Source organism: Kitasatospora sp. NPDC018619, from assembly GCF_044391605.1.
Classification (GTDB): domain Bacteria; phylum Actinomycetota; class Actinomycetes; order Streptomycetales; family Streptomycetaceae; genus Kitasatospora.
Window position 1 is genome coordinate 1 of record NZ_JBISAI010000010.1, and the last position, 13,824, is coordinate 13,824.

At 72.6% G+C, this 13,824-nt stretch carries 8 protein-coding genes; 4 read left to right on the plus strand and 4 right to left on the minus strand.

What is annotated here, in order from left to right; genetic code table 11:
• The coding region (locus tag ACH5AR_RS17370) for a hypothetical protein (protein WP_396302275.1) at positions 1-2,453 on the minus strand (2,453 nt) is incomplete at its 3' end.
• Between the two features lie 1,573 nt (positions 2,454-4,026).
• Here ACH5AR_RS17370 and ACH5AR_RS17375 point away from each other — a divergent pair.
• The 3 genes from ACH5AR_RS17375 (at position 4,027) to ACH5AR_RS17385 (ending at position 6,851) form a co-directional block, all read left to right on the plus strand.
• A complete protein-coding gene (locus tag ACH5AR_RS17375; protein ID WP_396302276.1) occupies positions 4,027-4,563 on the plus strand; it encodes a GNAT family N-acetyltransferase in 537 nt (178 codons plus the stop codon).
• A gap of 33 nt (positions 4,564-4,596) precedes the next feature.
• On the plus strand, positions 4,597-5,595 hold the full coding sequence (locus tag ACH5AR_RS17380) for a TauD/TfdA family dioxygenase (RefSeq protein WP_396302277.1): 999 nt from the start codon (positions 4,597-4,599) through the stop codon (positions 5,593-5,595).
• Positions 5,596-6,029: 434 nt separating this feature from the next.
• A complete protein-coding gene (locus ACH5AR_RS17385) occupies positions 6,030-6,851 on the plus strand; it encodes a DUF1206 domain-containing protein (RefSeq protein WP_396302278.1) in 822 nt (273 codons plus the stop codon).
• A gap of 886 nt (positions 6,852-7,737) precedes the next feature.
• On the opposite strand, the gene ACH5AR_RS17390 is transcribed toward ACH5AR_RS17385, so the two are convergent.
• From ACH5AR_RS17390 to ACH5AR_RS17400, 3 genes are read right to left on the minus strand one after another with little or no spacing between them, the layout of a single operon-like run.
• Entirely contained in the window at positions 7,738-8,712 is a 975-nt protein-coding gene (locus tag ACH5AR_RS17390) for a hypothetical protein (protein ID WP_396302279.1), read from the minus strand.
• Positions 8,709-10,076 carry an MFS transporter gene (locus tag ACH5AR_RS17395; protein ID WP_396302502.1) on the minus strand — a complete coding sequence of 456 codons (1,368 nt, stop codon included), beginning with the start codon at positions 10,074-10,076 and terminating at the stop codon, positions 8,709-8,711. The genes ACH5AR_RS17390 and ACH5AR_RS17395 overlap by 4 nt, the downstream gene beginning before the upstream one ends.
• Positions 10,077-10,078: 2 nt before the next feature.
• Positions 10,079-11,398 carry a discoidin domain-containing protein gene (locus tag ACH5AR_RS17400; RefSeq protein ID WP_396302280.1) on the minus strand — a complete coding sequence of 440 codons (1,320 nt, stop codon included), beginning with the start codon at positions 11,396-11,398 and terminating at the stop codon, positions 10,079-10,081.
• A gap of 801 nt (positions 11,399-12,199) precedes the next feature.
• Between ACH5AR_RS17400 and ACH5AR_RS17405 the strand changes: the two genes are divergently transcribed.
• Positions 12,200-13,576, plus strand: a complete 1,377-nt coding sequence (locus ACH5AR_RS17405) for an erythromycin esterase family protein (RefSeq protein ID WP_396302281.1) — start codon at positions 12,200-12,202, stop codon at positions 13,574-13,576.
• Positions 13,577-13,824: the final 248 nt, after the last annotated feature.

Here is a 13,824-nt window from a genome sequence, read left to right on the forward strand (position 1 = left end):
GCGTCCGGCGTGAACGTCTGCGTCCACCCCGCGCTGTTGCCCGTCACGTCCCCGGCCCTGCCGTTCGCCGGATCGGCCGGGTCGTCCGACAGCGACCCCGGCGCGGCGGTGGTGTAGTACACCTTCGCACCCGCCACCGGCGTCACCGACTCCAGCCGGTACGAGCCCGAGTAGGACGTCCCGCGGCCGTCACCCCGGTACGGCAGGATGTCGATCGTGTCCGTGAACGCCTGCGGAGCCGGGTCGTAGGAACGCAGCGTCACCGTCCACGAACCCGAGCCCCTGCCGTCACCCTTGAGGTTCGGGATGAACGGACTGTCGGCACTCTTGCCGATCGTCGTCACACCGGTCGATGAGAGCGTCACCGATGCCGTCGCGACCGCGGAGTTCTGGCCGTTGTACGAGGCCACCGCCGAGTTGGTCAACGCCTGGCCGGGAGTCGCCTTGCCGTCGGCCACCGCCCGGTAGGTCAGCGCGTGCTCCGCGTTGGTGACCACCTTGTCGAACGTCCAGGTCAGCACCTGCCGGCCCGACCCGTCCGTCGTGACCGCCGGTTCCGGAGAAGCGGAGCCGGCCACGTACGTCATTCCCACCGGCAGCGTGTCCACGATCTTGAACCCGTCCACCGACGGCGGCACGCTGCCACCGCCGTTGGCCGAGTACCTGAGCGTGAACCCCGCGGGTTCACCCGGCCTGACGACCACCCGGTCGCTCGACTTGGAGATCGCGGGAGTCACCGAGATGACCCGGAGGATGTCCCGGCTCCCCGTCGTACTGGGGTACCGGGCGTTGGGCGTCGAGAGGAGGACCACCGGGTTGGAGAACCAGGTGCCTTCGCGGTACTGACCCCAGGTCCACACATCGGTGCCTGGCGGAACGGTGTCCTTGATCCGCAGTTTCACGAACATGTCGGTGGCCCACAGTGCCGCCACGTCCGGGCCGAGGTCGGAGCGCAGGAAGTTGGACCGTACGGCCTTCACGGTGCTCAGATCGGCCGGCGGCGTGGTCACCCACCCCGTCGCCCCGGGGTCCGCGCCGCCCGTCGCGCAGTCGAAAGCGTCAGGGTTGTAGCTGGCGGAGCTCGGGTCCAGGTACGGCGAGTTGCCGGTGTAGTACTCGAACGGGAGCTTGGCCAAGAGGGTGCTGCCCCACGAGACACCCTCGAAGGTCGCGTACTTGGTGTCGATGACGTCGCACACGCCGAGCTTCGTGTCGGCCGGCATGGCGATGGCACCGGCCTTGGTCATGACGATTCCGACGACCTCGCTGCCGGCGGAGACGCGGTAGGTGTCGTCGTGCCAGGAGCCGCTGGGGCGCGACTGCCAGGCCTGGTTGTAGCCACCGCTCTCGATGACCTTGCTGGACCGGTTGTTCGAGGGGTCGTCCTGCGCGGTCTGGCCGTTGACGGAGGTGTACGTCGGAGCCGACGCCTCCAGTTGCGTGCCGCCCTCCTGGGTGGTCAGGAGACGGAACCACACCGAGCCGCTGGCGACGGCCACCCGGTCGGTGGGGAGCGGCTTGCCGAGTGTGTCCTTGGTGGGCACCTGCGTCTGCGAGTAGTCGATGCCGGTCAGGGTCAGCTTGAACTCGTTGGCGTTCCCGGTCGGGGTCAGCGTGCAGGACTTCACGAACGGAGCTGTGTACTCCGGCGGGTGGGAACCTCCCGACCACGGGTGTTCGCTCGCCCACCCCGCGCTGAAGGGGGCGCAGGCGTCCGGGCCGACCTGGACGGTGCCGGCGGGGGGCGTCACCTTCAGGACGTAGCTGACCGAATCCGGTCCGGCCTCACTGCCCTTCCGCAGGTTCAGCGTCCACTCGAAGTCGAGGTCGAAGTAGCCCCGGCCGTTCTGGAAGACGTTGCTCGAGTTGTTCCAGAGCATGTCCATCCCGAACGCGTTCCTGATCGGGATCTCCGGCAGGATCGCGGTCTGCCCGTCGATGGTTCCGGTGGCGGACACCTTGTCGCCGGTCTGACCGTTCGCCACCACGGCGCTCTGGACAACCGTCGCGCTGCCCTGCTGCTGGGTGCCGACGTTGCACGTCAGCGTGGTCTTGTCGGCCGACAGTGACGACACCGGGGTCACACCTGTGGTCAGGCACGCCTCCGGGACCGCGCCGAAGGTGCCGTGCTGAAGCGTCACCGAGAAGGTGACGTTGTCCACCGGCTCATTGGACGGCGCCTGGGCGTCGTCGTTGACGTTCACCCGCCACTCGGCCGTCACCACCTCACCGTCGGCCAGCTGCGCGGGCACGGTACCCGCCCACCTGCCGGTGATCTGGTGCACCGTCTTCGCCCACGAACTGGCCGACAGGGCGAACGTCGTCAGCAGCATCGCCAGCACCAGTGCCTGCGCGATCCAGCCGATCCATCCGGGGCGGGATATCAGCAGTCCGCGCCCCCCTCCTCCGAACGCCGTACCGGCGGCACGCAGCCGCCATCTGTACGAACCCACCTCGGATCACCTCTTCAGTTCTCGTGACGCAGCACAGGCACACGGCCGCACGCAGCGGCCGGCTGCCACCAGCACAACTCTGTGGATGCCCGCCGGAATCGGCTCCTGGCGGACACAGGATCGGAGAGAGTTAAACACCCGATAAGGTGATTTGAGGATATTTAGGGTTGTTCATTGCGCGTGTCCTGCTCGGCTCGGTCGAGAATCCGGCCGCGGCCACGCCGCCCTGATGACCGGACGACGCCGCGCGAGCTCACCGATCCTGGACGAGGCGCCACGGGGGACCGCACGTCCGGCCCTGCAACGCCGGAGCTTCGGCTCCGCGGCGGCGACTGCCACGGCGTCATGACCGCGCGCTCCGACGGCTACGAGCGAGGACCTGAACGGACGGCGATCGCCCGCGACCCCGCCACCCGTCCCGACGGCATCGGCGTTGGCCTCGGCGCGGGCGGGACGAGGGGGCGTTGACCACGCCGCACCGGCTCTCCGCAGACCGGGATCCGCCGTCGCGCCTTCGCACTCCGCCCGGACCACCACGTCCTCTCGGTCGTGGACTTCGCGTCGCCCGTCCCACGGGCCGATCGTGGCACCGGCCTTGGCGTCCGGTCAGCCCGTCTTGGGCTAATTTCATCCGATTGGCGTACCGCCCTGGTTGTGGGCCGGTCGGGGCTGTAGAAAGACCGAGGTAGCCGCCGGCCAAGGAGGTAACAGCCGATGAGGGACGCGGACGTCTCGACGCCGGTCATGCAGGCCGCGTGGTTCGTGGAGTTGCCACCGTGCTCCTCCTCGCCCTCGAGGTGCTTCACGGCTGATGACCCCGATGTCTTCACCGGCGCGGCTCTCGTCGGCACGGCCGTCGGAGCCGGCATCCCCGAACCGTGCGGACACAGGCCATGAATTTCAGTCGGACGGGCGGGTCGAGGCCCATGACGAAAGCGGGCCGGTCCGCCGTGCACTGATTCGGAGTCAAGTCCGCCGGGCCACGAAGGATTTCCGTCCTTGACACAACTCCAATCCGGTCCTAGCGTTCAGCGCATTGGAGCCCGGTTCCGAATAGCCGAGGGAACTCCGACACGGTGGCCAGTCCTGCAGAATTCTCCTCCGGAGCCTGGGGCGGGATCCCTGTGAGTGGATATCGGGGATTGTCGATTGATTCGCCGATGGCAGGCCCGTACAGAGCACCGCAGGCCCCGGCCCTCCGCACAGCCTTGCCGGCCGTCCCCCTGTGTCGACGACCGGCCCACCTTCTCACCGTCGGCGCGGGCGCACCCGCCCCGGCACACCCTGCTCCACCCCTATCTTCGGCCCTTTTCCTTCGGGAGTTTCCTGATGTCCGGCACGAACAGCGAAGCCACCGTCTCCGACCCCGTGGTCGCCGTCATCGAATCCACCGCCCGGCCTCGCACCGGCACCCCGGCGCGAGGGAATCGACCGGCATCGGGACGGGCTCCGCCCCCCCTTGACGACGCCAACGGGCTGACCTGCCGCACGGCCCACTGGATTGCCCTGCCGGACGACCAGAGCACGCTGAAAAGAAACCACCCGCCGAACGGCGCATTCCGTTGGAGAGAACGTGGACGTGGAAATACGCACCGGCACCAGTGCCTTGCAGAGCCTCACCTGCCGCACTGCCGACGTCTACCAGGACTGGCCCCGCATCTGGCCGGTCTGGCAGCGCGTGGTGTCGGCAGGGGAAACCCACCCCTACCCCGTCGACGCCACCGAGAAAGAGGCCCGCGCCCTGTGGCTCGACCCGCACCGCTCCGTCGTCCACATCGCCGAGGCCGACGGTGAGCTGCTGGCCGCGATGATGACGAAACCGCTGCGGTACGGCCCCGGCGATCACGTCGCCAACTTCGACCTGATGGTCAACCCCGACCACTGGGGGAAAGGCGTCGGCCGCATCCTGGCCGACCACGTCATCGACGCCACCCGGACCGCCGGCTACCACGCCATGGAGGCGTACGCCGTCGTGGAGACCAACCACCGGGCCCTGCGCCTGTGGCAGAGCCTCGGCTTCCAGTCGATGGCCGTGGTGCCCGAGGCCTTCCGCCACCCGCGATTCGGCCTCACCGGCGTCCACCTCATGCGACGGTCCCTGCAGTCCTGACCCACTCAGCCCATGCCCGGAAGGGGAACCACCGTGTCCGACTCCATCAACTGCGCACCGTACGCCACCGAGTTGGAAGCGCTCGCCGCCCAGCTCCCGCAGCGGCCCCGGCAGGACTACCCCGCGTTCTTCGACGCGGCCACCGAGCTCTCCACCCGGATACCGGCACCGCTGCGCGACGCCGTCACCGACTTCCGCCGCAACGGCAACGAGCAGGGCTACCTCCACCTGACCGGCCTGCCCTTCGACCCCGCCGCGCTGCCGGCCACCCCCAGCAGCTACCCGCCACCCGCCGACCAACCGCTCATCGGCACCGAGCCCTGGGTGGCCCTGTTCGGCATGCTGCTGGGCAAGGCCACCGGCTACAGGGAGAACCGCGGCGGAAGCTGCTACCAGGACATCTTCGCCCAGCCGGGCGCGCACTGGACCACCGCGAACAACTTCAAGGTGTCGCTGCGGTACCACACCGAGATGGCGTACTGCGCGGACATGCAGCACTACGTCGTCATCGGCTGCGCCCGGCCCGACCACGAGCGGAAGGCGGCCACGCTCGTCGCCTCGGTGCGCCGCGCGCTGCCCCTGCTCAGCGAGGAGCACCGCGAGATCCTGCGGACCGTGCCCCTGCGGTGGCACGCCGACATGGCCTACCGCACCGCCTCCGAGGAGCGCGGCGGCGACCCTGACCCGACCACCTACATGCGCCTGCTCATCGACGGCGACGACGGCGTCCGGTACGACGGCGTCATGATCGACACCCCGGACGACCCGGAGGTGGCCGCGGCACTGGCGGCCTACACCGAGGCCGTCACCGCGACCGCAGCGCACGTCAACCTCGACGGCGGCGAGGTGCTGCTGCTCGACAACACGCGCACCTCGCACTCGCGTGCCCCGTACACCCCGCGGTTCGACGGCACCGACCGGTGGCTGCAGCGGATCTTCGTCCGTGACCCCGAGAAGCTGGGCCACCCGATCGGACAGGCCGAGGCACTGCCCTTCCGGATGCGCGAACCGGAGGCGGCCGCCCTGGTCTGACACCCGGACCCCAGCCCGTGGGGCCCCGGGTGCCGGGGGCCTGGCCTTCGTCAGGCCAGGCCCCCGGGCGGGCACAACTGCCGGTCCCGCGCACACGACGCGGTCTCCGCGGCAGGCGTGGACACTGACCGCGACCTGGCGGTGCGCCCGGTTCCCGAGCGCACCGCAGTGCGGCCGGGGGCCATCCGGCCGGGGCCCGGCCGCACCTGGGGAACGACACGTCGTCGATGACCCGCACCTGCGGCGCGACCGCCCCGGACAGGCGCCGACTCCCGCCACGTGCCCGGGGCCGCTGTGCCGCGCCCGGGCGTGCGCTCCGGCCGTGTCGGGCGGCTGTGGTCTGACGGGCGGTGGACGGGTGCCCACGTGTATCCGTCGTGCGGGCGGGCACACGGCCGCCGGGGGCGGCAGGCGCCCTCCACGGAGGAGGAGTCATGGTACCCACGGCACAGCACGCGCGGCACCGGCGCACGGGTTGGACGGAGTGGTTGCCGCGTTCCGCGGGCCGGGTCGGTTTCACCGCCCGCGGCGTCGTCTACGTCGTGGTCGGCTACCTCGCCCTGCGGATCGCCCTGGGCCGGGGCGGCTCGGACGAGGCGGACCGCCAGGGTGCGCTCCAGCAGATCGCGGACCAGCCCTTCGGCCGGGCGCTGTTGTGGTTGCTGGCCGCAGGTTTCGCCTGCATGGCGCTGTGGCGCGCCGTGGCCACCACGACCGGCAGGCAGGGGAACGGGAAGGCGGGCAGCAGACTCCTCAGTGCGGGGCGCGCGGTGTTCTACGCCTCGGTCTCCTGGGGCACCGCAGCCTTCGCGGCGGGAGCCGGCGCCGCCTCCGACAGCGACCGCGCGTCCAAGGACTGGACGGCCACCGTGCTCGGTCTGCCGGGTGGCGACGTGCTGGTCGGCGCGGCCGGCGTGGTCCTGACGGGGATAGGGATCGGGATCGCCGTCCGCGCGTTCCTGCGCACGTTCCTGCGCAAGCTGGACACGGGCGCGATGGGTCCGCGCACCCGCGGCGCCGTCACGGTCGGCGGAATCGCCGGCAACGCGGCGCGCGGCGCGGTGTTCGCCGGGGTGGGGGCCTTCGTCGTCGCAGCGGCCGTGCGTTTCGACCCGGACCAGGCCAAGGGCGTCGACGACACCCTCCGTTCCTTCGCCGCCACGCCGGCCGGTCCGGGGCTGCTCACCGCCACGGCGGTGGGCCTGCTGCTGTTCGGCGCCTTCTCGTTCGCCTCCGCCCGCTGGCGGCGCTTCTGACCCGCGGAGCGCGGCCCGCCGGCGACGTTGCGAACCGCCCGCCACCGGATGGATGCCGGACACCCGCAGGCCCTGCGGTTCTACGCCCGCGTCCTCGTCCGCGTCGGCCGCAACACGGAAGGCGCTCGCCCCGCTACTGCCGCACGACGGGGCCGGACCGGGCGGCTTCCATCGGGACGGCAGCGGCCCGCCGCCTCGGCGGCGGCCTCAAGAACGAGCGACCGCCCGACCGACCGGCACCTTCCGGGCGCCGGCCGCCCCGCCGGAGGCCGGCTCGCCATCAGCAGCCCCGGCAGCAGGCCGGCGGCGCAGCCGGGCGGGGCCCCGACGGCGACGAACCATCAGCCGGTGCCCCGCGGCGAACGGCAGGGTGCCGACGGCGGCCGATCGTCCGGGGCCGAGCCGGTGCACGAGCACGGCGCTGCCGGGGGCGACCGGCGGCACCGGCAGCGGTCCGGGGGCGACGGCGGGTCCGGTGCGCGGCGCCGAGTACCCCAGGCCTGCCGGCACCACAGGACCGGGGACGCGGCCTGGACCTGCCGCACCGGCGGCGAGGAGGTGCGGGGGCCGGACCTCGCGCTGGAGATCCGGCCGCACGTTGGGACCGCCAGGGCCCCACCCGGCGACACCCTGGAGCCGCTGCCCGCGCCCGCCACGCACCGGCGGGAGGTGGACCCGGTCCGGTCGGCGCGGACGAAGCCCCTGGCGAGCTTGTTCGCCAGGGGCTGGGTCTCCGGTGTCATCTGCCCCGGGGCGTCGGGCGCCGGCGCGTCGGCCCGTGCGCGCCGAGGACCGCCCGCGGTCGGCGCACCGTCGCGGAGACCACCTCGTCCACGTCCACGTCCACGGGGCGGGCGCGGCCCACCGTCCCGGGCCGGTGCGGGCGTCAGGCCGGCGGGGGCGGGACGGCGACCGGGGAGGAAGCACCGGGGAGCAGGAGGCGGGGCGTGCCGGTGCCGTCGGCGGGGGTGGCCCAGACGTCGGGAGCCTTGCCCGCCCGGGCCTGGAGGGCGTAGGCGAGGGTGGCGTCGTCGAGCCAGGCGGCCTGGTCGTCGACGCTGCGGGTCTCGGCCAGCGGGTGTTCGTGGAGGTCGGCCAGGTCGAGGACGTGGAGGCGCCAGGGCGCGGCGGGATCGGCGGAGACCTTCTTCTTGAAGGCGATCCGGGTGCCGTCCGGGGAGAGCGAGGGGCATTCCACGTTCTCCCGCAGGGTGCGGGCCGACCAGGCCTTGAGGTCGCCCTCGACGAGGTGGGTGCGGCCGGCGGTGGAGACGGTGGCGTAGAAGCGGTTGTCGTCGGCGGCGAAGTTGACGCCCCAGTAGTTGACGTCGGCGGCGTGGTAGCGGGTCCCGCCGATCGTCAGCGGGATCTCCTCGACGGACTTGATCAGGTAGCCGGTGCGCAGGTCGAGGATCGAGGTACGGGTGGAGAAGCGGTCCGCCGCGTAGGAGTCGCCGACGGCGAAGGTGGTCCAGGAGAGCACCTGGCCGGAGGGCGAGACCCGGGCCCGGTTCGGGGTCCCGGGGACGATCACCGACCGGAGCTCGGTGAACCGCCGGTCGTAGACCACGGCCTGGGTCCGGGCGGGGGTGCCCGGCAGGGCACGCAGGCACAGGGCGCGCTCCCCCGCGGCGTAGAAGCGGGCGCAGGACGGGCCGCCGGGCTCGCCGCCCGGGCTGCGGGCGACGCGGCCGGTGGCGGTGTCGCGGTAGTAGAGACCGGGCTGGTCGAGCGTGAACGAGGCGTCCGCGGCGACGAGTTGCGGTCCACCGTCGCGTTGGCGGGCGTGCACCACGTAGCCGAGGGAGCCGCCCAGGAGGACGAGGACGGCGAGGACCAGCAGGACCGTTCGCGACTTCATCGGCGCGTCTTCCTTCCCGGGAGGATCCGCCAGGCGGCGGTGAGTGCGGCGGCCAGGGCGAGGGCGGCCGCGACGAGGGCCGGGCGCGGCCCCCACCACGTCCAGGCCGCGCCGAACCCGCCCGCGCCGACCAGACGGGCCAGGGCCTGTCCGGTCTGCAGGACGGCGAGGCCGCTCGCCCGGCCGGCGGCCGGGAGCGCGGGCGCGGCGAGCGCCATCAGCACGCCGTCGGTGGCGGCGTAGAAGACGCCGAGGAGGACCAGGACCAGCACGGCGGACGGCAGGCCCGACGGGGCCAGGAGCGTCAGGTAGGCGGCGAGCAGCGCGCCGTGGCCGAGCAGGAACGGGATCCGCCGTCCGGCGCGGTCCGCGATCCGCCCGGCGGGGACGGCCAGCAGCAGGTAGCAGGCCGCCGCGCCGAGCGGCAGCAGGGGGAAGAGCGCGGCCGACAGGTCGAGGCCGCGCTGGAGCAGGAGGTAGAGGAAGGAGTCGCCGACGGTCGCGGCGCCCAGCAGCGCGGCGGCCGCCACCACCCGCCGGAAGGCGGGGTCGGAGGTCGACCGGGCCGCCGTGCCGGCCGGGCCGGGTGCGGCATTCGGCCCCGCGACCGGGGCAGCGGACCGGTCAGCGGTCGGGGCGGCGGTCGGCTCCGCGGACGGGAGCGAGGACGGGAGCGCGGACGGGAGCGCGGACGGGACCGGGCGGGTCGATGCGGCCCGCGGCGGCGGTGCCGACGGGTCGGCCGGGACGAAGAGGCCCAGCACCACCACACCGAGCAGGCCGGTGGCGAAGCTGACCACGAACACCGCGTCGTACGCGTCCGCCGTCACCCACAAGACCACGAAGGCGACCAGCGGGCCGAGCAGCGCCCCGGTCGTGTCCATCGCCCGGTGCACGCCGAACGCCCGGCCGAGGGTCTCCGGCGGTGCGCTGAGCGTGATCATCGCGTCCCGGGGTGCGGTGCGCACGCCCTTGCCGAGCCGGTCCGCGGCCAGCGCGGCGGCGATCCCGCCGGCGGCCCCGCCGGCCATCAGCAGGCCCAGCCGGGAGAGCGCCGACAGCAGGTAGCCCGCCCCCGCGACGGTCCGGTGCCGGCCGGAGCCGCGGTCTGCGAGCCGCCCGCCGAGGAGCCGGACCAGTGCCGTGGCTCCGTTGAACAGTCCGTCGAGGAAGCCGAACTGGAGGGGTGAGAGGCCGAGGCCCAGGACCAGGTAGAGCGGCAGCACGGCGGTGACCATCTCCGAGGAGACGTCCGTGACCAGGCTGACCGCGCCGAGCGCGACGACCGTGCCCGGGACGCGCCGCCCCACCCCGGCGGGGCGGGGCGGCGCGTCCGAACGACGGCCCGTGGTGGCCAGGTACATCATCAGTGGCAGCTGTAGGTCGGGCTGGTGTCCTTGGCCTTGCCGTCCGTCCCGACGAAGCTCCAGCCGTACCCGGAGTCGGTGAAGTCCAGCTTCAGCACGCCGTAGTCGCCGCTGATCCGCTTCTGGCTGTTCGGCTGCACCTGCTCGATCGGGTACGGCTCGGCGCCGCCCATCCCGCCGACGATCTCGACGATCCCGTCGGCGGTGGCCTTTCCGTCCGGGTCCTGCGGGGCGAACCGCTCGTAGTGGTGGTCGTGCCCGTTGAGCACCAGGTCCGCCCGGGCGTCGTAGAGGATCCGCCACACCGGCCGGGAGACCGGGTCGTTGCCGTGCCCGCCGGAGGAGTACAGCGGGTGGTGCCAGTAGGCGGCGACGCACTTGCGGGTGTTGGCCGCGAGGTCGGCCTTGAGCCAGTCGATCTGGGCGCTCTGGTCGAAGGAGTTGGAGTCGAGGGCGACGAAGTGCCAGTTCCCCTCGTCGAAGCTGTACCAGCTCTTGCCCTGCGGGTAGGCGATGCTGCCGAAGTACGCCTTGTACCCGGCGAGCGAGCCGGCCGGGTCGTAGGTCTCGTGGTTGCCGGGGACGGGGTGGGTCTTCGCCTTGAACGCGCCCCAGCTCTTGTCGTAGTAGGCGCGGAAGTCCGACAGCCGGGCGTCGTCGTACTGGTGGTCACCCATCGTCAGGTAGAACTTCGGGTCGATCCTCTGGGCGAGGGCGGCGGTCTTCGGGTGCGCGCAGGCGCTGTCCGAGGCGGTGCACTGTGCCGCGATGTCACCGGCCGCGACGACGGTGAACGCCCCGCCCGGGGCGGTGCCGGTCGGCGAGGGCGTGGCGGTCGGCGAGGGCGTGGTGTCCGTGACCCCGTAGACCTCCATCTCGAACAGCGAGTACCCGTAGGACGTGCCACGGGCCGTGCCGTACATCCGGACGTACCGGCCCTTGCCGGTCAGCCCGGTCCAGTCGTCCGTACCGCCGTTGCCGGCCTTCTCCTCGGCGACAGTGGTCCAGGTCGCCCCGTCCGTCGACACCTCCAGCCGGTACGCCTTCGCGTACGCGGCCTCCCAGGAGAGCTTGATCCGCGAGACCGTGGCGTTCGCCCCGAGGTCGACCCCCAGCCACTGCGGGTCCTTCCCCTCCGCGCTCGCCCACCGGGTACCGGTGTTCCCGTCGAACGCCTTGCCCGCCGCATAGGACGAGCCCTCCGTGGACGAGGCCGTGGCGGCCTTGCCCCGCGAGAGCAGCGGATCGGCCGCCGCTCCCGCCCGCCCGGACCAGCCGAGCAACAGTCCGCCGACCAGCACGAGCGCCGCGGCGAACACTCCGATGTGAACAGGCCTTACCGAGACTTGCGGACGCATCCCTGAACTCCCTGACCTCGAACGACGGCGAGAGCTGGACTCCGGCGGGCCCGCACGCGATCCCCGCCGGTCGAGCGGTGGTTCCCTCACCACCGCGGCGGCCGGGTCAGAGCTCTCGCTGAGCGCGTCACGCCCCGCTCCAGGGGGTGCCCCGCCAAGCCGCCGCCGAGAGCCTAGTGAAAAGTAAAGTTTCCTGACAATAGTCCGGACGCCGAAATCCCGCGCGGATCACCGGGACCGGTCTACGGGCAACGGCCTACGGGCGGGGGTGCTGCCGAACCTGGTCGGGCGAGCACCTCTCCCCCTGGCGGCATGGTCGTACGCACCACCGTGCACGAGCCGGCCTGCATGACCTCGACCGGCGGCGACCGCCGCCTCTCCGGGCCTCGGTGCCCCGTTCGCCGCCAGTTCTTCCACGGGGGCGCCGCGCCGTCCGTCCCGGCAGGACCGTCCGCCCAGCCTCACCGGCCGATCTCCGGCACCGGCTCCCGGCCCGATCCGGATCGGGACCCGGACCTGCTCGTCGACCTGGTGGTCGAGCCCGACCCGCCCTCCTGGACCGGAAGGACAAGGGCGAATACGCGCGCGGTAACGGCCGGCGGGCCGACGGCGGCCGGGGGGTCGGCCACCGAATCCGGTCGGGGGCTACCCCCCGTGAAGACGGCGGTCCGCCCCAGCGCGCGGCGGGCCCGCCCCGGCGAAGATCGACTCACCGAACGTCGCAGGCAGCGGCGTTCCGCGAGTCGAGGAGTGATCACAACGATGGCAGGCACCAAGGGGATCGGGCGGCGCGGACTGCTGACGGCGGTGATGGCCGCCGCGGCCACGCTGGTCCCGGTGGCGGCGGTCGCCGCGCCGGCGACGCCCTGGGCGGCCAACGCGGCCGCGGATCAGGTCGCGTCGCAGCGCTCCGCCGTGGTGCGCGCACTGGACGGCGTCGCCCAGCCCTTGCGGACGACCGAACCGGGCGGCCGCACCACCGACCTGCGTGCCCTGGGCGCGATGATCGGCGATGCCAAGGTGGTCGGCCTGGGCGAGGCCACCCACGGTTCGCACGAGTTCTTCGCGATGAAGCAGCGGCTGTTCCGCTACCTCGTCGAGGAGAAGGGCTTCACCGCCTTCGCCCTGGAGACGAGCTGGAGCAGCGGCCTGCAGATCGACGAGTACGTCCAGGGCGGCCCCGGCGACGCGCGGCAGCTCGTCAAGGACGCCTTGGGCGCAAGCCCGTGGGACCGTGAGGAGTTCGCCGACCTGATCGCCTGGATGCGGGAGTACAACCGGAGCCACCCGCAGAACCCGGTCCACTTCGTGGGCGACGACCTCGGCCTGCCGAGGCTCGGCGACCGGATCTTCGACCAGGTCACCTCGTACGTGCGCGGGGCCCGCCCCGACGTCCTCCCTCAGCTCGACGGCCTCTACGCGGGCCTGCGGCCGCTCGACGACGTCATCGCCTACCTGAAGAAGCCGCTGGCCGAGCGCCGGGAGAACGCCGCGAAGGCGCAGCAGGCGCTCGACCTGGTCACCGCGAGCGGCGCCGGCGCCTCCGACGACGCCCACGCGTGGGCGGTGCAGCACGCCCGGAACATCGCCGAGACCTTCGCCTTCGCCACCCTGGACATGTCCGACCCGGCCTCGGTCTCCGCCGCGGAGCAGCTGCGCGACCGGGCGATGGCGGACAACACCGCGTGGTGGCAGCGCCACACCGGCGGCAAGGTGCTGCTGTCCGCGCACAACGGGCACGTCGGATACCTGGCCACCGACACCTTCCTGTACCCCGAGCCGCAGGGCTCGCGGCTGCGCGACACCTACGGTCGCGACTACGCGGCGATCGGCTTCACCTTCGACAGCGGCTCCTTCCTGACCAACGACGCCGTTCTGACGGACGATTGGAAGACCGTCACGGTGCCGCCGGCCACCCCGGACATGAACGAGTACACCCTCGACCGGGTCCGCTACCGGGACTACTACGTCGACCTGCGCACCGCTCCCCGGGCGGCCCGCGACTGGCTGGACGCCTCCCGTCCCACCTACGAGGCGGGCTCGGTCTACGTCAGCGACCCGAAGCCGCAACTCGCGCTCGGCCGGGCCTACGACGTCCTGATCCATCTGAACCAGGTGACCCAGGCACGGAACTTCTGACCCCCCGACTACCCGCCACCCGGGCCGGCCGGCCGGTGGGTGCGGCCGAAGCGGCACCGGCGGGGCCCGCCGCGACCAGGGCCGCGGCCAGGAGGCCGGACACGAGCAGGGAAGGTCTCACGCGCCAGAGCGATCCGTGAGCCCCTCGAACAGGGCGGCCGACCCGCCCACCGGGTGGGTTGGGTGCGGACACGTCCCCGTGCCGGCCGTCGTCACGGCAGAGCGCGCTGCGCCGGGCGGGGAGCACG